A 20,032-nucleotide genomic window follows, 5' to 3' on the forward strand; every position below is an offset into this window, starting at 1 on the left:
CAGCAGCGACTCGAAGGACTTCACGATCGGCAAGGCTGCGACGACCACGACGGTGACCTGCCCGGCGAACGTGATGTTCACCGGTTCACCGATCGAGCTGTGCTCGGCCAGGGCTACCGGCGTCAATGGTCTCGACGTTCCGGCTGGTGTCACGTACTCGAACAACACCATGCCCGGTACTGCGACCGCCAATGGTTCGTTCACCGGCTCCGCCAACTACGCGCCGAGCACCGGATCGGCAACCTTCGTCATCGACGGGTGGACCGCACGTGGGTTCCACCAGCCGGTCGGGATCGGCAACTCGGTCCACCTGCCGAATGGTGGGGTGATCGCGCCTGACTCCAAGACCGTCTGGAACACCGCCAAGGGTGGCGCCACCATCCCGTTGAAGTTCAACCTCTTCGCGGGTTCGGCGGAGCTCAAGGACACGAAGGACATCAAGGGATTCAGTGCAACGGCCCTGACTAGCTGCAGCGCCGTGGTGGCCGGCTCCGACGAAGTGGACATCACCACGACGGGCAACACCGCGCTCCGCTACGACACCACGGAAGGGCAGTTCATTCAGAACTGGAAGACGCCGACGGTGAAAGCGGGGGAAGCGTGTTACCGCGCCACCGTCACGTTCCAGGATGGTTCGACCCTCTCAGCCTTCTTCAAGCTGAGGAAGTAGGCCGGTAGAAGCAGTGAGGGGCACCCGGAAGGGTGCCCCTCACTCGCGTTCAGCGGCTCGCCGCACCTTCGGCGACCAGGAGGTCGAGGAGGCGGGCGACGAAGCTGGCAGTCTGACCGCGGGTGACGTGACCGGCGGGGTCGTAGCGCTGGCCGTCCACACCGGTCGTGATGCCGGCCACCGCCAGCTTCCCGACCGCCGCCGCGTGGGTGGCGGTCGCGGGCACGTCGCGGAAGCGCGGGCTGCTCGGCGCCGCCAGGCTGAGGCCGTAACGCTGTTCGGCGACGCGCGCCATCAGCGTCGCCATCTGGTCGCGGCGGATCGGCGCGTCGGGCGCGAACGTCGCGTCCGAGTACCCGAGGATCACGCCCAGTCCGGACAACCGCTCGATCGCTGCCTGGTGCGGGTGGCCGGCCACGTCGCGGAACACCGGCACCGCTGACGGCCGCTCGGTCCGGCCGGTCGCGTTCAGCATCCGATCGAGCGTTGCGGCGAACTGGGCACGCGTGAGTGCCTGCCCGGAGCGGTAGTCGTTGGTCGGGAAGATGCCGATCTCCCACCAGTCGAGGCAGCTTGCCGCCTGGCTGTGCACGCCGGCCGTGGTCACCGGCGCCGGAATCCCTGCCGGGCACGCATTGCTGATCGAGCGTGTCGGCGCGACGGCCGGCGTCGCCTCCTCGACCGGCGCCGGAGCCGGTGCGGGCGCGGGAGCCACGGGCGCGGTTGCGCGGACCAACCGCTCGATCGCGGCATCGACCTGCATCCGGCCGGTGCGCACGCCGACGTTGGCGCTCTTCGCGCTGCGCTCCAGGGCGTCGCGGACCTGCGCCGGCGTGGCGGTCGGAGCAGCGGAGAAGGCCAGCGCCGCAGCACCCGCGACCAGCGGCGCCGCCGAGGACGTCCCGCAGAAGTTGGCGTACGAGCCGCCCACCCTCGTGGTGGCGTTGCACCCCGGCGCGGCGATGTCGACCCAGCCGCCGTGCGTCGACCAGTCGTAGCGCTGGTCGCGCGACGTGCTGCCGGCAACCGCGAGCACGCCGGGCAACCCCGCGGGGTAGCGAACCTCGGTCTTGCCGGTGTTCCCGGCGGACGCGACGACGAGCATCCCCTTGGCATTCGCGTACGCGACCGCGTCGTCGATCGTCCGGCTGGTCGCGGCGCTGCTCAGGCTCAGGCTCGCCACACGCGCGCCCTGGTCCGCGGCCCAGATCAGCCCCTGGGCCACGCCCGACATCGTCCCCGAGCCCTTGCTGTCCAGCACCTTCACCGGCAGGATCTGGCAGCTCCAGCACATCCCCGCGACACCGACGCGATTCCCGCCGCGCGCGGCGATGATGCCGGCAGCCGAGGTGCCGTGACCGTTGTCGTCGGCGGTGCTCGTGACCCCGGCGACGAACGAGCGACCCGGCAGAACCGCACCCTCCAGGTCCGGGTGACGGGCGTCGACACCGCTGTCGAGCACCGCCACCGTCACCTGCCGGCTCCCGGTCCCGCGCGTCCACGCCTTCCCGGCGCCGACCAGCTGCGGGCCCCACTGCTGCCCCCACAGGGCGTCGTTAGGGCGCACCACGTCGGCGCGCACCTCGACGTCGAGTTCCGCCCACTTGACCCGGCCGTCGGCGGCCAGTTCGGCGAGCACGGCGGCGCCCTCGCCGGCCGGAACCTCGACGACCTGGAGGTTGAGCTCGTCGATGACCTCGACGACCTCGCTCGTGCCCGACGGTCCGGCAGCCTGCTCGACGAGGTCGGCCGCGTCACCGGTGACAGCACCAGCACCCGTCACCGCTCCGGACGAGAAGCCAGCGGCGGTGATGCGGTCGTCGAGCGCGACGACGATCCGGTCCACCGCATCGGACGCGTCCGCAGCACCAGAGCTCACCGAGGAAACCGTCGAGCCAGGCTCGGAGCCGGCATCCGTCGACGCGTCGGCCGGCCCACCGGCCAACAGGGAGGCGACGACGGCGGCGGCCGTGACGGCGGCGACGCGGGCGTGGCGGCGCGAGTGCGCGATGAGCGTGGACATCCGTGTCCCTTGAGCGACGGCGGGGCCCCGGCCGTCGGAGGACGACAGCGCGCGCGGGGCGATGCCCCCTACTCATCGACGCCGGCACGCCGGGCTTGAGCCCTCACCGCCCACGGGCGCGGTCACCGCGCCGACCCCCCTGCCGTCACCGTGCCGACACGCCCACGGGCGCGGTCACCGCGCCGACGCGCCGCACAGCCGACGCGCCGCACAGCCGACGCGCCGCACAGCCGTCGCGCCGACGTCAGCCGGCCGGCTGCAGGCCCCGTGCCACCAGCTCGGCCACCTCGACCAGCAGCTCGGTGAGCTCGAAGTCCTTGGGGGTGAACACCGCCGCCACCCCCGCCTCGCGCAGCTTGCGGGCGTCCGACGGCGGGATGATGCCGCCCGCGACCACCGGGACGTCGTGGCCCTCGCGGCGCAAGCCCTCGACCACCTGCGGAACCAGCGACAGGTGCGAGCCCGACAGGATCGACAGGCCGACGACGTGGACGTCCTCGTCCACCGCTGCGCGCACGATCTGCTCCGGGGTCAACCGGATGCCCTCGTACACGACCTCCATGCCGAGGTCGCGGGCGCGGATCGCGACCTGTTCGGCACCGTTGGAGTGACCGTCGAGCCCCGGCTTCCCGACGAGGATGCGCAGCTTGCGGCCCACGCGTGCCTCGACGTCACGGACGCGTCGGCGTGCTTCGTCGAGTTGGGTGCCGAGCGGTCCGCCGGCGGCCAGCGCCTGCTCGCCGACGCCGGTCGGGCCCCGGTACTCGCCGAACACCTCGCGCAGGACGGCGGTCCACTCGCCGGTCGTCGCGCCCGCCCTCGCGCACGCGATCGAGGCCTCCATCAGGTTGGCGTCCGACTGCGCCGCCGACCGCAGTTCGTCCAGTGCGGCGGCCACGGCGGCATCGTCACGCGACGAACGCCACGCCTCCAGCCGCGCCAGTTGCTCGGCCTCGGCGGCGTCGTCGACCACGAGGATCCCGCCCTCGTCGTCGACCAGCGGCGACGGTTCACCGCTGGTGAACACGTTGACACCGACGACCTGCTGCTCGCCGGCCTCGATGCGACGCAGCCGACGGGCGTTGGACGCGACCAGCTCGGCCTTCATGAAGTCGACCGCGGCGATCGCACCGCCACGCGCCAACACCTCGTCGAGCAGCGCCTGCGCACCGTCGACCAGCTCGGCGACCTTGCGGTCCATGACGACCGAGCCCTCGAACAGGTCGTCGTTCTCCAACAGGTCGGTCTCGAACGCCAGCACCTGCTGCATCCGCAGGCTCAGCTGCTGGTCCCACGGACGCGGCAGGCCCAGCGCCTCGTTCCACGCCGGCAACTGCACCGCCCGGGCGCGCGCGTCCTTGGACAGCGTCACGCCCAGCATCTCGATCAGGATGCGCGCGATGTTGTTCTCGGGCTGCTGTTCGGTCAGCCCGAGCGAGTTGACCTGCACGCCGTAGCGGAACCGTCGCAGCTTCGGGTCGGTGACCCCGTACCGCTCGCGCGTGATGCGGTCCCACAGCTCGACGAAGGCGCGCATCTTCGCGACCTCCTCGACGAAGCGGATCCCGGCGTTGACGAAGAACGAGATCCGGCCGACCACCTGGTCGAAGTCGGCCTCGGGGACCTGGCCACGCTCACGGACGACGTCGAGCACCGCGATCGCGTTCGCCAGCGCGAACGCCAACTCCTGGACCGGCGTCGCGCCCGCCTCCTGCAGGTGGTAGCTGCAGATGTTGAGCGGGTTCCACCTCGGCAGGTTGGTCACCGTGTAGGCCACGATGTCGGTGGTCAGCCGCAACGACGGTGCCGGCGGAAACGCGTACGTCCCGCGCGACAGGTACTCCTTGATGATGTCATTCTGCGTCGTGCCGGCGAGCTGCGACACGTCGGCGCCCTGCTCCTCGGCGACGGCGATGTAGAGCGCCAGCAGCCACATCGCGGTGGCGTTGATCGTCATCGAGGTGTTCATCTGCTGCAGCGGGATGCCCTCGAACAGGGTGCGCAGATCATCGAGGGAGCCGACCGGGACGCCGACCTTGCCGACCTCGCCGCGCGCGAGCACGTGGTCGCTGTCGTACCCGGTCTGGGTCGGCAGGTCGAAGGCCACCGACAGCCCGGTCTGGCCCTTGGCGAGGTTGGCGCGGTACAGCGCGTTCGAGGCCGCCGCCGAGGAATGCCCCGAATAGGTGCGCATCAACCACGGCCGGTCACGTCGCTCGCTCACGATGCACCTCCCTCCGTTTCGGAGCGTAACCCCCTCGTATGGCCGGAACGGAACCCGAAGCGGGGTCGTCGACGACTTGAGGCACCGTGAGGATTGGGCTTAGCTTCGCGCTCGTGGCTCGTGGTGTCGCGCCGGGGTGGGGCGTGGCACCTCCTGCGGGCCGCCCTCTGCGGTGGCCGCAACCTCGAGGTCGTCCATGTCCGCGTCCTGCCCCTCGTCCGCGCTGCGGTCGTTGGCGTTGGCGCTCGGCCTCGTCCTCGCCTCCGGACCCGCGGCCGGTGCGCAGGAACTGGACGCCGTCCGCGACCGCGTCGAGGGGCTGCGCGACGACCTCGACGCTGCCACGCAGGAGTACGAGGCCGTCTGGGCCGAGGTGGAGACCGTCCGGACCGAACTGCTCACCATCGAGGCACGCGAACAGCATCTCGAGGGCGAGGCCCGGCGCCTGACCGCCCTGCTCGGTGACCGTGCCCGCTCGGTGTTCATGCACGGATCCACCGCGACGCTGCAGTCACTGCTCGCCGCCCGCGGGCCGCAGAACGCCGTCGAGCGGGCCGGACTGATCGCCGCACTGCAGTTCCGCCAGGGCGCGAGCCTTGAGGACGCGGTCGCCACCCGCACCTCCCTCGACCAGGCCCGCCGACTCGCCGACGACCGACGTGCCGAACTGCACGCACTCGAAGCCCGACTCGAGCAACAGCAGGCCCGACTCGCCGACCGCCTCGAGGACGCCGAGGCAGAGCTCGCCTCGCTCCAGGAGCGCGCCGACCGGCAGCGCACCATCGACCGCGGCGAACAGTCGGGCGTCTACGCCTGCCCCATGAACCCGCGCATCACCCACTTCCGCGACACCTGGGGCCACCCGCGCTCGGGTGGGCGCCGTCACAAGGGCACCGACGTGTTCGGTCCCATGGGCGCCGAGGTGTACGCCATCACCGGCGGCACCATCGCGCGGCACACGCAGGGCGGGCTCGGCGGCATCTCGCTGTACCTGCAGGGCGACGACGGCAACGTCTACTACTACACCCACCTGCAGGGCTACGCGCCGCTCGGCGCCGTCGGCACCCGTGTGGAGGCCGGCGACCTCGTCGCCTACAACGGCGACACCGGCAACGCCCGCGGCGGCGCCCCGCACATCCACTTCGAGCGCAAGCCCGGCGGTGGCGCCTCGGTCAACCCCTACCCCTTCCTCGCTGCCGCCTGCTTCTGATTCCTCTGGCGCCGGTTCCGTATCAAGGTGCGCGCGCGACGGACCGTGGTCGGTCTGAACGGTCACCGGCGGCCGCTTCCCGGGGCGCCGTGGCTGCTCGTGCTGGTCGCCTACGCTCGGTCGGCTCGCCTCCGTGGACAGGTCCGCCCGTGACGATCGCCGTTCTCGCCGCCCTGCTCGCCGGCACCCTCATCGCCATCCAATCGGCGATCATCGGGGTGTTCGGGGAGAACCTCAACCCGTTCGTCGCCGCGGTCTGGGTCCACGTCGGCGGGCTGGCGTTCGGGGTGCTCGGCGTGCTCGTCGCTCCGCGGCTCGGATTCGAGCTCGCCGCCGTGCGCCAGGCACCGTGGGGGCTGCTCGCCGGCGTGGCCGGCATGCTGCTCGTGACCGGTATCGCGGTCGCCGTCGGCGGGCTCGGGCTCGCCTCGACGCTGGCGATCGTCACCGGGATGCAGCTGGTGGTCGGCTTCGCGCTCGAGGCGACCGGCCTGATCGGGCGGGCGGTCGCGCTGGACCCCGTGCGGGTCGTCGGCGCGCTGCTGATCGTGGCCGGCGTGTACGTGGTCGCCAGCCGCGGCCCCGTGCCGGCGTGATGCAACCGGCGCCCCTGCACCGTCGTCCCACCGGCATGCGCCTCGTGACCCGCCTCCTCCTTGCCGTGTTACTGCTGACGCTCGGCGGCTGCAGCGACCCGCCGCCCGCGCCCTCGACCGCCGACCGCGACGAGCTGACCGGGTCGACCTGGCTGCTGACCGAGGGCGAGGGTCCGGCCGGGTCGGTGCTGGTCGCCGACGGTGCCAGGGTCACGTTGCGGTTCGACGAGGCCAGCGACCAGCTCGGGGGTGTGTCGGGCTGCAACCACTACGGCGCCGAGGTGGCGCTGGACGGCGACGCCATCGAAGTCGGCGGACTGGGCGGCACCGAGATGGCCTGCGAGCAGCCGCTGATGGAGGTCGAGCGGCGCTACCTCGACGCACTCGCCGGCGTGGACACCGTCACCGTCGAGGGGGACGTACTGACCCTGACCGGCCCTGACGCCAGGCTTCTCTACGACCGCGAGCCGGACGCGCCGACCGAGGCGCTGCTCGGCACCACCTGGCGCCTGGAGTCGGTGGTCCACGGCGAGGGGGACGCCGCCGCGGTCAGCCAGGCCGGTGACCCCGCCGAGTTACGACTCGGCCAGGGCACGCTGGAGCTGCAGACCAGTTGCGTGCGCGTCGCGGCGGAATGGGTCGAGCAGGGCGCGGAGTTCCGCATCACCTCCTCCAGCTACGAGTACGCCGACGAGGACGCCGTCTGTCTGCACGACGACCCCGAGCAGCAACGCATCCTCGAGGTCTTCGACGGCGCCTTCACCGCCGAGGTCGACGGCGACCTGCTCACGCTGCACGCGACCCGCAGCGACACCGGCCTGCAGTTCCGCGCCGAGGGATGACGCGCCGAGGGATGACGCGCCGCCGCTTGCCCTGCTGCCGCCGGGCGCCCGCTGCCGCAAGGCGCCCGATGTCGCAAGGCGCCCGATGTCCGTCGATCAGGCGACGCGCAGCGCCACCAGCACGCCGTCGCGCAGCGGGACCAGCGAGTTGAGGTAGCGCTCGTCGTCGGCGACCGCCCGGGTCATGGCCACGATCGCCGGGGTCACCGCGTCGCGGCCCGCCGACGTGCCGGTCCCGATCCCCGCCACGCGGCCACCCCACAAGGTGTTGTCGCAGACGAACAGCCCGCCGACGCGCACCCGGTCGCGGGCTGCCTCCCAGGCGTCGGGGTAGCCGTCCTTGTCGATGTCGCAGTAGACGACGTCGAACTCGCCCTCGAGCTGCGCGAACGAGGTCAGCGCGTCGCCGACGCGGTAGTCGATCCGCTCCCACAGCCCGGCGCGGCGCAGGTAGCCCTCGGCGAGGGCCGCGTTGTCGGGGTCGCCGTCGGTGCAGACGACCTCCCCATGCTCACCCACCGCGCGGGCGAAGAAGAAGGCCGAGTAGCCGAAGCCGCTGCCGAGTTCCATGACACGCCGGGCGCCGATCGCCCGTGCCTGCAGTTCGAGGTGGCGGCCGACCGCGCGTCCGACGATCGGGAACCCGTGCTCGCGGGCGCGGCCCTCCATCTCGTCGAGGACCGCGTCGCGCAGTCCCGTCCCGGCCAGGGCGGTCAGGTAGTCGTCGACCTCGGGCGGGAGCAGCGGCACGGCGCGTCCTTCGTGTGCGGATGGTGGCGGATCGTGCCACGACGAATGACGCCGGGCATCCACCGCGGCCTAGGGTGCGCCACGCCCGAGCAGGAGGAGCCCGCGTGGGACGTCACGTGCTGGTCTGGGACGCACCCAACGTCGACATGACGCTGGCCAACATCATCGAGGGCAAGCCCACCCCCAAGGAGCGGCCCGACCTGGCCGTCCTCGGCTCGTGGCTGGTCGACCACGCCGACCCGGGCGACGCGGTCGAGGCCGCCGTGTTCGTCAACGTCGCGCCCCACGTGGCCGGACCGATGCGCGGCTGGGTCATGTGGCTGCTCGAGCAGGGCTACCGCGTCTTCGCCAAGCCCAAGCACGGCGACAGCGACGTCGACGACGACATGGTCGCCCACCTGTGGGACCGCTACGACGAGGGTGACCTCGACGCCGTCTACGTCGGTTCGAACGACGCGCGCGCGTTCCTCGAACCGCTGGAGGAGCTGTCCGAACGTGGCGTCGTGGTCAACGTGCTCGGCTTCGCGGAGTTCGCCGGCGGACTGTCCACCGCCGAGGGCATGCGGTTCGTCGACCTCGAGTCCATCGAGGGCCTGTTCGGCGAGCCGCTGCCGCGCCTGACGCTGGAGTTGCTGCCGGTCGAAGGCCGCTGGTTCGAGCCGCGGGGCCGGTTGGGCGCCTCGCAGTCGTCGCCCGGCTGGGGGGAGTGAGCATGGCACCGCAGGAGTCACCGCAGGCGCAGGTCGCCGAGACCGCACCGGGCACGAAGGCACCGTCGGTCCGCTCCGAGGTCGGGGCGCTTCGCACCGTGCTGCTGCACCGTCCCGGCACCGAGGTCGAACGCATCACCCCAAGCAACATGGACCAGTTGCTGTTCGACGAACTGCTGTGGGTCGAGCACGCCCAACTCGAACACGACGCCTTCGCCAAGGTCCTGGGCGGCCTCGGCGTCGAGGTGCTCTACGTCGAGGAACTGCTCGCCGAGGTCGTCGCCGACCCCGAGGTCGCCCGCGCGGTCGTCGAGCGCCACGTGACCGACCGCACCTGCGGCCCGCAGGCGGTCGAGCGGGTCCGCGACCTGCTGCTGGACACCGAACCACGTCAGCTCGTCGAGCACCTGATCGGCGGGGTGACCGTCGAGGAGGTCGGTCCCGGCGACGGCCTGGTCACCGCCGTCAGCGGCCCGTCCGAGATGCTGCTGCAGGCACTGCCGAACGCGGTGTTCACCCGCGACTCGTCGGCCTGGATCGGTGAGGGGGTCGTGCTCTCGCCGATGAACCGGCTCGTACGCCGGCGGGAGACCGACCTGTTGCGCACCGTCTACTCGCACCACCCGAGGTTCGCCGAGCACCCGATCTGGTTCGGCGGCGAGGTGACCGACTACTTCCCGGCCACCTTCGAGGGCGGCGACCTGCTGGTCGTCGGCGACCGCGGCCTGGCCGTCGGCATGTCGGAGCGCACCAGCCCCGCCGGGGTCGAGGCACTGGCGACCGCGCTGTTCGACGCCGGCGTCGTCGACCGCGTGCTGGCGGTCGACCTGCCCAAGGTGCGCGCGGCGATGCACCTCGACACGATCGTGACGCAGGTCGACGTGGACGCCTTCATCACCTACCCGACGATGACGGCCAGCCTGCGCAGCTACGCCGTCACGCCGCGACCCGGCGGCGGGATCCACGTCGCCGAACGCCAGGGGTTCGTGCAGGGGCTGGCCTGGGCGGCCGGACTCGACCACGCCAGGGCGATCGAGCCGGCCCTCGGCTCGGTCCGGGCCGAACGCGAGCAGTGGAACGACGCCAACAACACCCTCGCCGTCAGCCCGGGCGTGGTGGTGGCCTACGAGCGCAACGTCGCGACCAACGAGATCCTCGAGACGGCAGGCGTCACGGTCCACACCATCCCGTCCTACGAGCTGCCGCGTGGCCGTGGTGGGCCGCGGTGCATGTCGTGTCCGGTGCAGCGCGATCCACTGGGAACGTGACTTCAAACGATTGCAGCGCTAGCTTGCGCCGATCGTAGGCAGAGCCGGAGGCGCGTGGTGGCAGGGGTCGTTCCGGCGCTGCTCGCCGCCGTCGCCTTCGCCGTCTACCAACTGGTCAACCGGCGGGCGCTGCTCGGCGTCGATGTCTACCGCGGGACCTCGACGGTCATGGGCGTCGGCGCGGTGCTGCTGCTGCTGGTCGCGGGCCTGACCGGTGGGCTCGCGCTCGTCCCCTCGGCGCCGCTCACCTCGCTGCTGCTGTGCGCGGCCGCCGGCTTCGTGCACTTCTTCTGCGGCTGGACCTTCCTCGGTTGGAGCCAGGTCCGCCTCGGCGCCGCCCGCACCGGCATCCTCATCGGCACCGTCCCCCTCTTCGGTGCCCTGATCGCCGCGCTCGCGCTCGGTGAGGCGCTCTCGCCCCAGGACGTCGTCGGTCTGCTGGTGGTCGTCAGCGGCGTCGCCATCGTCAGCGCGCGACGCGGTGCCGCCGACACCCCGGTGGCGGACGCGAGGCTGGGCGTGGCCGCCGGACTCGCGACCGCACTGTGCTGGTCGTCGTCGCCGGTCCTCATCCGCCGTGGGCTCGAGGGGCTGCCGTCGCCGCTGGCGGGCGCGGCCATCGGCATGCTCGCCAGCGCGGTCGTCTACGGCCTCGCGGTGCTGCTCACCCGCCGGCGTGCACGGCGCTCCGTGGTGGAGCCGGGGACCCGCCGCCTGCTGCTGATCGTGGGGCTGGCGGCGTCGTTCGCGATCTGGATGCAGTGGACGGCGTTCGACCTCGCTCCCGTCGCCACCGTGCTGGCACTGCTGCAGCTGACGCCCATCACCGTGGTCGTGCTGGCATCGCGGATCGGCGGCGACCGGCTCACCGGGCGGGCGCAGCAACGGGTGCTGCTGGGCGCCGCCCTCACGGTCTCCGGATCGCTACTGCTCGTCCTCGGCTGAGTCTCCCTCGGCGGGGCGCAGCCACTCCTCGTGCAGGTCGGCCAGCACCTGGTCGTGCGGCGCCCGGCCGTCGTCGAGGTCGAACAGCACCGAGTACAGCGGTGGGTAGGCCTGCCGGTGGTCGAGGGGGTTGTCCACGATCCCGTGGCGCCGCACGATCGTGCCGATGCGCCCGCGCAGGTAGTTCGGCGTGCGCGGGTTGCCGTCGGTCACGTCGTCGAGCACCTGCACACGTTGTCCCGTCCGCAGGTGCCCGACGTCGTGCTCGTCCATGCTCCGTCGCCCGTGCTCAGTCGCTCGCGCTCAGTCGTTGGTGCTCAACCGTCCGTGCTCAGTATTCCGGCTCAGTGGCTGTGCGCCCAGTAGTCCTCCGACGCCTTGCTCTGCTGCAGCGCGTCGGCGGACTCGAACCCCGGCGCCATGGAGGCCGTCGTACCCGCCATGAACTGGTGGTGGTCGATGCCGAGCAGCCGGATCCAGCTCTGCTGGCCCAGCGTCAGGCCGATCGCGCAGCCGAGCTCGACCAGTTCGGCTTCGCTGAAGTGCTGGTGCAGCCGCTTCCACAGCAGCTCCAGCTCGCCCTCGGCGCCCGGACCCCAGGCGATGGCCTGCGCATAGGCGAGCGCCGCCTTCTGCCGCTCGTCGTAGCGGTCGGACGACTCGAAGTTGAGCAGCTCGTCGTACTGCGCCTCCTCGAGCCCGGCCTTCAGCGCCTTCTCCGAGCGCTGGTTGCCGCAGTACTCGCACTTGACGGTTCGCGAGATGTAGACCCGGCACAGGTCCTTCAACTCGTGCTCGACCACGCCCTCGTGGAACAGCGCCTTCCACGAGTCGGCGAAGAACCAGAACGCGGCCGGAACGTGGGCTCGCACCGCGCTGCTCTCGGGGCGTGGGGTCCCTTCCCGGGCACAGCGCGCCATCTCCTCGCGCATGCGCTCGTCCATGTCCTCGAGCGGGACGTAACTGATCTGCTGTTCCATGTCGGCTCCCTCCGGCGGCGATGTAATCGATTGCAGAACGTCTCCACACGGAACCATGTGCACGTCGTCCCGTCAAGAGCTCGACGGCGCGGCTGCCGAGGCCCGCCGTCAGGGCACCGCCGGTGGCGCAGCGGTGGAGGCCCGGACGAGGAGGTGCGTCTCGACCGTGTGGACGGCCGTGGGCGTCGCGTCCTGATCCGCCGACGTCCCGTCCTGATCCGCCGACGTCACGCCTTCAGCCACCGACGTCGCGTCCCGTGCGGTGAGCTGTGCCAGCAGGACGTTCGCCGCCACGCTGCCGAGGCGCTCGTGGTCGATGCGCACCGTCGTCAGTGGCGGGTCGAGCAGGTCGACGAACTGCATGTCGTTGAAGCCGGTCAGCGAGACGTCGTCCGGGACCCGGCGACCCAGTTCGCGCAGCGCGCGCAGGCAACCGACGGCGACGAGGTCGTTCGCGGCGACCAGCGCGGTCAGGTCCGGGCGTCGGCGCAGCAGGGCGCCGGCGGCCCGATGCCCCTCGTCGACGGTGAGCCGGCGCGTCGTCTCGACGTCGGCGGGCGACGCGACGCCGGATGCGGCCGTGACGGCCAGGAAGGCGCGGGCGCGGTTGCGGCCCGTGGAGATCTCCGGCGGCCCGGCGACGTGTCCGAGCCGACGGTGCCCGAGCTCGAGCAGGTGGGCGACCACGCGTTCGACGCCGCCGGTGTCGTCCGGCACGACGCTCGGCAGCGGCAGACCGCTGCCACGGTTGATCAACACGACGGGGAGGTCGGGCGGCGTGGCCGGCCGCCAGTCGGGATCCAGCCGGGCCGTCGCGAGCAGGAGTCCCTCGACCTGCCGCGCCAGCATGGCGCGGATCACGACACGTTCGCGGGCCGGGTCGTTGTCGGTGTTCGACACCACCAGGGTGTAGTCGCTGGCACCGAGTGCGTTCTCGATCGCCCGGACCACCGGCGGCATGAAGGGATTGGTCAGGTCCGGAACGAGCATGCCCAGGGTCGCCGAGCGCTGTCGACGCAAACCTCGGGCGACGAGGTTGACCTCGTAGCCGAGCTCGTCGGCCGCCCGCCGGATGCGGCTGACGGTCTCGGGGCGCAGGCTGTCGGCGGTTGCCTGGTTCAGTGCCCGCGAGACCGTCGCGACCGACACGCCCGTGGCCGCGGCGATGTGGGCCATCGTGGGTCGGGCCATGTGACGGCAAGCCCTTCGGCGCGGCAGGACGACAGGGCGCGCAGCCTACGCGGGGGCCGACCCGGGCGGGGGCACCAGCGCCGCCCCGACCAGGCTCTCGGCGGTGACGAGTTCCGCCAGGGCGTCCTCGTCCATCCCCTCGGTGCCGTCGGGGCGTTGGGGCAGCACCATCCAGCGCACGTCCGAGGTCGAGTCGTGGACCCGGACGCGGACCTCGTCGGGCAGGTCGATGCCGAACATGTCGCGGATCGTGGCGCGTGGGTCGCGGACGATCCGTTCCTTGTAGGTGTCGGTGCGGTACCACCAGGGCGGGTTGCCCAGCAGGTCGTGGGGATAGCACGAGCACAGCGTGCACACCACGATGTTGTGGACCTCGTCGGTGTTCTCCGCGACCCCGAGGCGCCCCAGCTTTCCCGGCGGGATGTCCAGCTCGCGGACCGCCTCCCGTCCGGTGGCGATCAGGCGCTCCTTGAAGGCGGGGTCGAGCCACGCCCGGGCGGTGATCCGCGCACCGTTGCGGTGGTCGATCCGCGACAGCTCCTGCCGGCGCGCCTCGAGCTGCTCGGAGGTGATGCGCCCCCGACGGAGCATCGCGGTCGTGAACGCCTCGAGCAGCCGGTGGGCGTCGTCGAGTTCGCCGGCGACGGCGGCCAGGCGCTCGTCGAGCTCGCCCTTGCCGAGGTCGCGCGGCGCGATCTTGAAGAACGGGTCGTAGTCGCCCCGCTCGCGCCGCGTGTCGTCGATCGCGACCGGCTCGGCGCCCTGGTGGGGGACGGTCACCGTGGCGATCCCGCGCACGAGCCGGTCGAGCTCGTCCTCGACGAAGCGGATCGGGCCGTCCGCGTCCGCCCAGCTGCGCTCGTGCCAGGGCGTGGCCGTGGTGTGGTCGGGTGCCGCGGCGAGCAGGTCGGCGAAGGTGATGATGCCGCGCCGCAGGAAGTGCAGGACGCGTGACTCGAGCCGCTTGCGCCGGAAGTACTCGAAGTCGGTCTCGACCGCCCGCACGTGCCCCTCGGGGTCGTGGATGTGGACGTGACCGCCCCCGTGGTCGTCGTGGTCCCCGTGTGCGCTCATGACGGCTCGTCCTCGATGTGGTGGATCGACGGGTCATAGAAATCGATTGCACATCGGAAGGCAAGCGCCGAACACGAGTCCGGTCGCGCCCCGCTGCGCCGAGCGCGCAGTCGCCGTGGCCCGACGCGCGGAGGTGGCGTGCCGCCGCGGGATCCGACACCGTGGGCGGGCCATGCCTTGACGCCCCCGAGGCGGGTGTTCTATCTTGAGCAGCGGAAAGCAAACGTTTGCACGGCACACGGGGCGTTCGAACCGGTGGCCGCGCCCGGGAGGGGAGACGACGGTGGTGGAGTTCGCGCAGAGCGGTATCGCGGCCCCAGGGATCCAGCAGGTGGACTGGGAACAGCGGGTCGACATGGACCGGCTGCGGAACTACCGGCTGCAGCGCGCCAAGGCGGCGCTGGAAGCCAGCGACCTCGGCGCCGTGCTCGTGTTCGAGACCTCCAACGTGCGCTACCTCACGGCGACGCACATCGGCACCTGGGCCTACAACAAGACCGAGCGGTGGGCGCTGCTCACGCGCGGCGGCTCACCGTGGATCTGGGACTTCGGCTCGGCCGCGAAGAACCACCGCATGTACTCGCCCTGGATCGACAGCTCGCAGTCGCTGGGCGGCAACCTCGGCCTGCAGGGGGCGATCGCGCCGACCTCCGGGCTGCCGAAGAACGCGGCCCAGGAGATCGCGGCCATCCTGCGCGAGGAGGGCGTCGCGGACATGCCCGTCGGCGTCGACACCGTCGAGGTCGCGGTCCTGCGCGAGCTCGAGGCGGCCGGCATGGACGTCCGCGACGGCCAGCAGGTGATGCTCGACGCCCGCGAGATCAAGAACGCCGACGAGATCATGCTGCTGAGCCAGGCGGCGGCGATGGTGGACGGCGTCTACCAGGACATCTCCGAGGTGCTCAAGCCGGGGGTGCGCGAGAACGACATCGTCGCGCTCGCGACCAAGCGGTTGATCGAGATGGGCTCGGAACAGGTCGAGGCGATCAACTCCATCGCCGGCGAGCGCTGCAGCCCTCACCCGCACGTGTTCTCCGACCGCTACGTGCGCCCCGGCGACACGGCCTACTTCGACATCATCCACGCCTACAACGGCTACCGCACCTGCTACTACCGCACCTTCGCGGTCGGGCGCGCCACCCAGGCCCACCACGACGCCTACGCCAAGGCGCGCGAGTGGATCGACGCCGCCATCCAGGCCGTCAAGCCGGGCGTCGGCACCGACGAGATCGCCCGGCTGTGGCCCAAGGCCGAGGAGTTCGGCTTCGACTCCGAGATGGAGGCGTTCGGGCTGCAGTTCGGCCACGGGCTCGGACTCGGACTCCACGAACGTCCGATCATCTCGCGCCTGAACTCGATCGAGACCCCCGTCGAGATCAAGGAGGGCATGGTGTTCGCCCTCGAGACCTACTGCCCCGCCTCGGACGGCCGCTCCGCCGCGCGCATCGAGGAGGAGATCGTCGTGACCGCCGACGGCGCCGAACTGCTGACGCTGTTCCCGGCCGAAGAACTGTTCATCACCAACAAGTACTGAGACGAAGGCCTACCAACGTGGCAACGACGACCGCGAAGAAGACGGCCAAGAAGACGGCCGCGAAGAAGACGGCCGCGAAGCAGACGGCCGCGAAGCAGACGGCGGCCAAGAAGACCGCCGCGCGCAAGGGTGCGCCGCGTCCCAAGCCCGCGAAGCCGGCCGGTGGCGAGGAACTGAGCGAGGAGACGCGCCTCGGCCTGTACCGCCAGGTGGTGCGGCTGCGGCGCTTCGAGGAGCGCGCCTACCGGCTGTTCATGGAGGGCCTGGTCAAGGGCACCTCGCACCTCTCGCTCGGCATGGAGGCGGTCGCGGCCGGGGTCGCCGAGGCGATGAACCCCGACGACTACACCTACTGCACCTACCGCGGCCACGCCCACACGCTGGCGCGCGGCACGCCGATGGACGGCGTGATGGCGGAACTGCTCGGCCGCGCGAACGGCGTCTGCGCGGGCAAGGGCGGCTCGATGCACCTCACCAGCATCGAGCACGGTGTGATGGGGAGCTACGCCATCATCGGCGCCCACCTGCCGATCGCCGTCGGTTCGGCGTGGTCGGCCCAGCTGCGCGGCAGCGACCAGGTGACGGTGTGCTTCTTCGGTGACGGCGCCACCAACATCGGCGCGTTCCACGAGGCGCTCAACCTCGCCGTCGTGTGGAACCTGCCGGTCGTGTTCGTGTGCGAGAACAACCTCTGGATGGAGTACACCGCCATCGCCGACGTGACGGCGGTCGAGCACCCCGCCGCCGACCGCGCCGCCGCCTACGGGCTCGAGCGGATCGTGGTCGACGGCAACGACCCCGAGGCGGTCCACCTCGAGGCGAAGAAGGCCATCGACAAGGCCCGCTCCGGGGGCGGCCCGACGATGTTCGAGGCGATGACCTACCGCCACGGCGGCCACTCGCGGGCCGACCCGGGCGACTACCGGCCCAAGGAAGAGGTCGAGGAGTGGCTGGCCAAGGACCCGCTGCCGTTCTACCGGCAGCGGCTGCTCGACCTCGGGGTCGACGCCGGCGTCCTCGACGAGATCGAACAGCAGGCACAGGCCGACGTCGACGCCGCCACCGAGGCAGCCAAGAACGGCCCACTGCCCGACATCGACAGCGCGTTCACCGACGTGTGGGCGGACGGAGGTTCGTCATGGCGGAACTGATCACCTACCGCGAGGCGGTGGCCAAGGCCATCGCCCAGGAGATGCGTCGCGACGAGTCGGTGGTGTTCCTCGGCGAGGACATCGCGGCGGCGGGCGGCGTGTTCAAGGCCACCAAGGGCCTGCTCGACGAGTTCGGGCCGACCCGGGTGCGCGACACCCCGATCTCCGAGGAAGCCATCCTCGGCGCGGCGATGGGCGCTGCGATGACCGGCATGCGCCCGATCGCCGAGATCATGTTCTCCGACTTCCTGGCCACCTGCTGGGACATCGTCGCAGTCGAGATCGCCAAGTCGCGCTACATGACGGCGGGCCAGGTCAAGGTCCCGCTGGTCATCCGCACCGCCAACGGTGGCGGCCTGCGCTTCGGCGCCCAGCACTCGCAGGCGGTCGAGAACTGGGCCATGATGATCCCCGGCCTGAAGGTGGTCGCTCCCTCGACCCCGGCCGACCTGATCGGGCTGTTCGCCGCCTCGGTGCGCAGCGACGACCCGGTGCTGTTCTTCGAGCAGAAGTCGCTGTATCCGACCAAGGGCGAGGTGCCCGACGGCGAGATCGTCGACGAGCTCGGCGTCGCCAAGACGGTGCGCAAGGGCGACGACGTCACGATCGTGGCGCTGGCCGCGATGGTGCCGCGCGCGGTGACTGCCGCCGAGCGGCTCCAGGAGGAGCACGGCATCTCCGCCGAGGTCATCGACCTGCGCTCGCTGGTGCCGATGGACACGCGCACCGTCCTGGAGTCGGTGTCGCGGACCAGCAGGCTGGTCACCGTCGAGGAGAATCCCCGTCTGTGCGGCTGGGGAGCCGAGGTGGTCTCGATCGTGGGCGAGGAGTGCTTCTGGGACCTCGACGCACCCCTGACCCGCATCACCACCCCGCACGTGCCGTTGCCGAGCGCGGACACGCTCGAGGACGAGACGCTGCCCAACGTCGACCGCATCACCGAGACGGTCGCCAAGGTCGTCGGCTGACGCGGCGGCCGGGGCGCACCCGGCCGCCTCGCAACGACCCGCGACCCACGCCAGGGAGCTGACATGTCGGACGTCATCGCGAAGATCCCAACGGACCTGTCCATCGGCGGGTCGTGGCAGCCCGCCAGCGATGGCGAGCGCTTCGACGTGCACGACCCGGCCACCGGCGAGGTCATCGCCTCGGTCGCGTCGGGCTCGGCCGAGGACGCCACCGCGGCGGTCGCCGCCGCCGACGCGGCCGCGGCCGAGTGGCGCGCGACCCCGCCGCGCGAACGCGGCGAGGTCCTGCGACGGGCCTACCAGGCGATCATCGACCGGCGCGACGAACTCGCCGAGGTGATCGTTCGCGAGAGCGGCAAGAGTTGGGGCGACGCCATCGGCGAGCTGACCTACTCGGCCGAGTTCTACCGCTGGTACGGCGAGGAGGCCGTGCGCGCCATCGGCGGCATCTCCATGGCTCCGGGCGGCGACAAGCGCATCATCGCCCAGCACCGGCCCGTCGGCGTGTCCGTGCTGGTGACGCCGTGGAACTTCCCGGCGGCGATGGCCACGCGCAAGATCGGTCCTGCGTTGGCGGCCGGCTGCACCGTCGTCCTCAAGCCGGCCTCCGACACCCCGCTGACGGCGTTGCTGCTCGGCGAGATGCTGACCGAGGCGGGGGCGCCAGCCGGTGTGGTCAACGTGATCCCCTCGCGCCGCTCGGGTGCGACGGTGGGCACGATGCTGCAGGACCCGCGGGTGCGCAAGGTGTCGTTCACCGGCTCGACCGAGGTCGGCCGGATGCTGCTCGAGCAGGCGGCCCAGCAGATCCTCAACTGCTCCATGGAGCTCGGCGGCAACGCGCCGTTCGTCGTCTTCGGCGACGCCGACCTCGATGCCGCCGTCGAGGGCGCCATGGTCGCCAAGATGCGCAACGGCGGGGAGTCGTGCATCGCCGCCAACCGCTTCCTCGTGCACGACAGCGTGGCCGAGGAGTTCTCGCGCAAGCTCGCCGAGCAGATGGGCGCACTCAAGCTGGGTCCGGGCATGGACAAGAGCAACGACGTCGGCCCGGTCATCAACGAGGGCGCCCGCGAGGAGATCGCCGGCATGGTCGACCAGTCGGCCTCCGGCGGCGCCAAGGTGCTGGTCGGTGGCAAGTCGCCGTCTGGCCCGGGCTGGTTCTACGAGCCGACCGTGCTCTCGCGCGTCGACCGCGACGACCCGCTGCTCGCGCACGAGATCTTCGGCCCCGTGGCGCCGGTCACCTCGTTCAGCAGCGACGACGAGGCGATCGAGCTCGCCAACGCCACCGAGTTCGGGCTCGCCGCCTACGTCTACAGCGGCGACCTCGCCCACGGCCTGCGTGCCTGCGAGGCGATCGAGGCCGGCATCGTCGGGCTCAACCGCGGCTTCGTGTCCGACCCGGCGGCGCCGTTCGGCGGCATGAAGCAGAGCGGTCTCGGCCGCGAGGGCGCCCACGAGGGCCTGCTCGAGTTCCTCGAGACCCAGTACATCGCCGCCGCCTGGTGAGCTGACGCAGCGAACGTCCGGCGAGGCCCGCCCTCGAAAGGGGCGGGCCGCGCCGCGTCCGGCGAGGGGTGGGGTGACGCGGCCCGGGTCATGTCGCGCGGGTGGATCGTTGTCGCGCCAGCGCCGCATTGGTGCGCGCGGGGCGCGACAGAGCGGCGCTGGCGCGACATGACCCGGGATGACCCGTGCGGCGCGCTGCGTATCGGCTTCCGGCCACAAAACGCTGGCTAACCGGCCCGAAAGGGCCAATGCAAACGTTTGACATCATTCGGGGGCGCGTATAGCGTCGGCGTGCGGCTTGGGAGGGCTCTACGCGGCGGGCAGGTGTCCGCTGTCGGATGCGTGACGAGGGATGGGATCGCGTCGCGGTTCTGCAAACGTTCG

The 20,032-nt window shown here is 71.5% G+C and carries 18 protein-coding genes; 11 read left to right on the plus strand and 7 right to left on the minus strand.

Going from position 1 to position 20,032, the window contains the following annotated elements; genetic code table 11:
- On the plus strand, positions 1 to 670 hold a 670-nt coding region (locus ACERMF_RS02580; RefSeq protein WP_373667459.1), incomplete at its 5' end, for a PxKF domain-containing protein.
- 49 nt (positions 671 to 719) lie between these two features.
- Here ACERMF_RS02580 and ACERMF_RS02585 read toward each other — a convergent pair.
- Positions 720 to 2,693, minus strand: coding sequence for a S8 family serine peptidase (locus tag ACERMF_RS02585; RefSeq protein ID WP_373667460.1), 1,974 nt, complete (start codon positions 2,691 to 2,693; stop codon positions 720 to 722).
- A 244-nt stretch (positions 2,694 to 2,937) separates the two neighbouring features.
- Positions 2,938 to 4,887, minus strand: a complete 1,950-nt coding sequence (locus tag ACERMF_RS02590) for a protein meaA (RefSeq protein WP_373667898.1) — start codon at positions 4,885 to 4,887, stop codon at positions 2,938 to 2,940.
- Between the two features lie 226 nt (positions 4,888 to 5,113).
- Here ACERMF_RS02590 and ACERMF_RS02595 point away from each other — a divergent pair, with 226 nt between their 5' ends.
- From ACERMF_RS02595 to ACERMF_RS02605, 3 genes are all read left to right on the plus strand, one after another.
- Positions 5,114 to 6,127: a murein hydrolase activator EnvC gene (locus tag ACERMF_RS02595; RefSeq protein ID WP_373667461.1), complete on the plus strand. Its 1,014-nt coding sequence runs from the start codon at positions 5,114 to 5,116 to the stop codon at positions 6,125 to 6,127.
- A 149-nt stretch (positions 6,128 to 6,276) separates the two neighbouring features.
- Entirely contained in the window at positions 6,277 to 6,723 is a 447-nt protein-coding gene (locus ACERMF_RS02600; RefSeq protein ID WP_373667462.1) for a DMT family transporter, read from the plus strand.
- A gap of 44 nt (positions 6,724 to 6,767) precedes the next feature.
- Positions 6,768 to 7,565 (plus strand): META domain-containing protein, encoded by a 798-nt coding sequence (locus tag ACERMF_RS02605; RefSeq protein WP_373667463.1) that lies wholly within the window; start codon positions 6,768 to 6,770, stop codon positions 7,563 to 7,565.
- Positions 7,566 to 7,661: 96 nt separating this feature from the next.
- Here ACERMF_RS02605 and ACERMF_RS02610 read toward each other — a convergent pair whose 3' ends face one another.
- Entirely contained in the window at positions 7,662 to 8,315 is a 654-nt protein-coding gene (locus ACERMF_RS02610) for an O-methyltransferase (RefSeq protein ID WP_373667464.1), read from the minus strand.
- Between the two features lie 104 nt (positions 8,316 to 8,419).
- Between ACERMF_RS02610 and ACERMF_RS02615 the strand changes: the two genes are divergently transcribed.
- Genes ACERMF_RS02615 through ACERMF_RS02625 form a run of 3 tightly spaced genes read left to right on the plus strand, consistent with a single transcriptional unit; the run spans position 8,420 to position 11,238 of the window.
- The gene (locus ACERMF_RS02615) at positions 8,420 to 9,025 is read left to right on the plus strand and encodes an NYN domain-containing protein (RefSeq protein ID WP_373667465.1); all 606 of its coding nucleotides are present in this window, start codon (positions 8,420 to 8,422) and stop codon (positions 9,023 to 9,025) included.
- A gap of 2 nt (positions 9,026 to 9,027) precedes the next feature.
- Positions 9,028 to 10,293 carry an arginine deiminase gene (locus ACERMF_RS02620; protein WP_373667466.1) on the plus strand — a complete coding sequence of 422 codons (1,266 nt, stop codon included), beginning with the start codon at positions 9,028 to 9,030 and terminating at the stop codon, positions 10,291 to 10,293.
- Between the two features lie 54 nt (positions 10,294 to 10,347).
- Complete coding sequence (locus ACERMF_RS02625; protein WP_373667467.1) at positions 10,348 to 11,238, plus strand: EamA family transporter; 891 nt, start codon at positions 10,348 to 10,350, stop codon at positions 11,236 to 11,238.
- Here the strand turns inward: ACERMF_RS02625 and ACERMF_RS02630 are convergent.
- The 4 genes from ACERMF_RS02630 to ACERMF_RS02645 all read right to left on the minus strand — a co-directional run bounded on the left by ACERMF_RS02630 (position 11,218) and on the right by ACERMF_RS02645 (position 14,483).
- Positions 11,218 to 11,511 carry an SH3-like domain-containing protein gene (locus ACERMF_RS02630; RefSeq protein ID WP_373667468.1) on the minus strand — a complete coding sequence of 98 codons (294 nt, stop codon included), beginning with the start codon at positions 11,509 to 11,511 and terminating at the stop codon, positions 11,218 to 11,220. The two genes, ACERMF_RS02625 and ACERMF_RS02630, sit on opposite strands and share 21 nt — an antisense overlap.
- Positions 11,512 to 11,582: 71 nt before the next feature.
- Positions 11,583 to 12,218 carry a carboxymuconolactone decarboxylase family protein gene (locus ACERMF_RS02635; protein WP_373667469.1) on the minus strand — a complete coding sequence of 212 codons (636 nt, stop codon included), beginning with the start codon at positions 12,216 to 12,218 and terminating at the stop codon, positions 11,583 to 11,585.
- Positions 12,219 to 12,326: 108 nt separating this feature from the next.
- The gene (locus ACERMF_RS02640; protein ID WP_373667470.1) at positions 12,327 to 13,409 is read right to left on the minus strand and encodes a LacI family DNA-binding transcriptional regulator; all 1,083 of its coding nucleotides are present in this window, start codon (positions 13,407 to 13,409) and stop codon (positions 12,327 to 12,329) included.
- A 45-nt stretch (positions 13,410 to 13,454) separates the two neighbouring features.
- Entirely contained in the window at positions 13,455 to 14,483 is a 1,029-nt protein-coding gene (locus ACERMF_RS02645) for a nitrile hydratase subunit alpha (RefSeq protein WP_373667471.1), read from the minus strand.
- Positions 14,484 to 14,838: 355 nt separating this feature from the next.
- Here ACERMF_RS02645 and ACERMF_RS02650 point away from each other — a divergent pair, with 355 nt between their 5' ends.
- The 4 genes from ACERMF_RS02650 (at position 14,839) to ACERMF_RS02665 (ending at position 19,648) form a co-directional block, all read left to right on the plus strand.
- Complete coding sequence (locus ACERMF_RS02650; RefSeq protein WP_373667899.1) at positions 14,839 to 16,017, plus strand: M24 family metallopeptidase; 1,179 nt, start codon at positions 14,839 to 14,841, stop codon at positions 16,015 to 16,017.
- Positions 16,018 to 16,190: 173 nt separating this feature from the next.
- Positions 16,191 to 17,168, plus strand: a complete 978-nt coding sequence (locus tag ACERMF_RS02655) for a thiamine pyrophosphate-dependent dehydrogenase E1 component subunit alpha (RefSeq protein WP_373667900.1) — start codon at positions 16,191 to 16,193, stop codon at positions 17,166 to 17,168.
- Positions 17,156 to 18,136, plus strand: coding sequence for an alpha-ketoacid dehydrogenase subunit beta (locus tag ACERMF_RS02660; RefSeq protein ID WP_373667472.1), 981 nt, complete (start codon positions 17,156 to 17,158; stop codon positions 18,134 to 18,136). The genes ACERMF_RS02655 and ACERMF_RS02660 overlap by 13 nt, the downstream gene beginning before the upstream one ends.
- A 63-nt stretch (positions 18,137 to 18,199) precedes the next feature.
- Positions 18,200 to 19,648 carry an NAD-dependent succinate-semialdehyde dehydrogenase gene (locus ACERMF_RS02665; protein WP_373667473.1) on the plus strand — a complete coding sequence of 483 codons (1,449 nt, stop codon included), beginning with the start codon at positions 18,200 to 18,202 and terminating at the stop codon, positions 19,646 to 19,648.
- Positions 19,649 to 20,032 lie beyond the last annotated feature (384 nt).

The sequence above is a fragment of the Egicoccus sp. AB-alg6-2 genome, assembly GCF_041821025.1.
GTDB lineage: Bacteria > Actinomycetota > Nitriliruptoria > Nitriliruptorales > Nitriliruptoraceae > Egicoccus.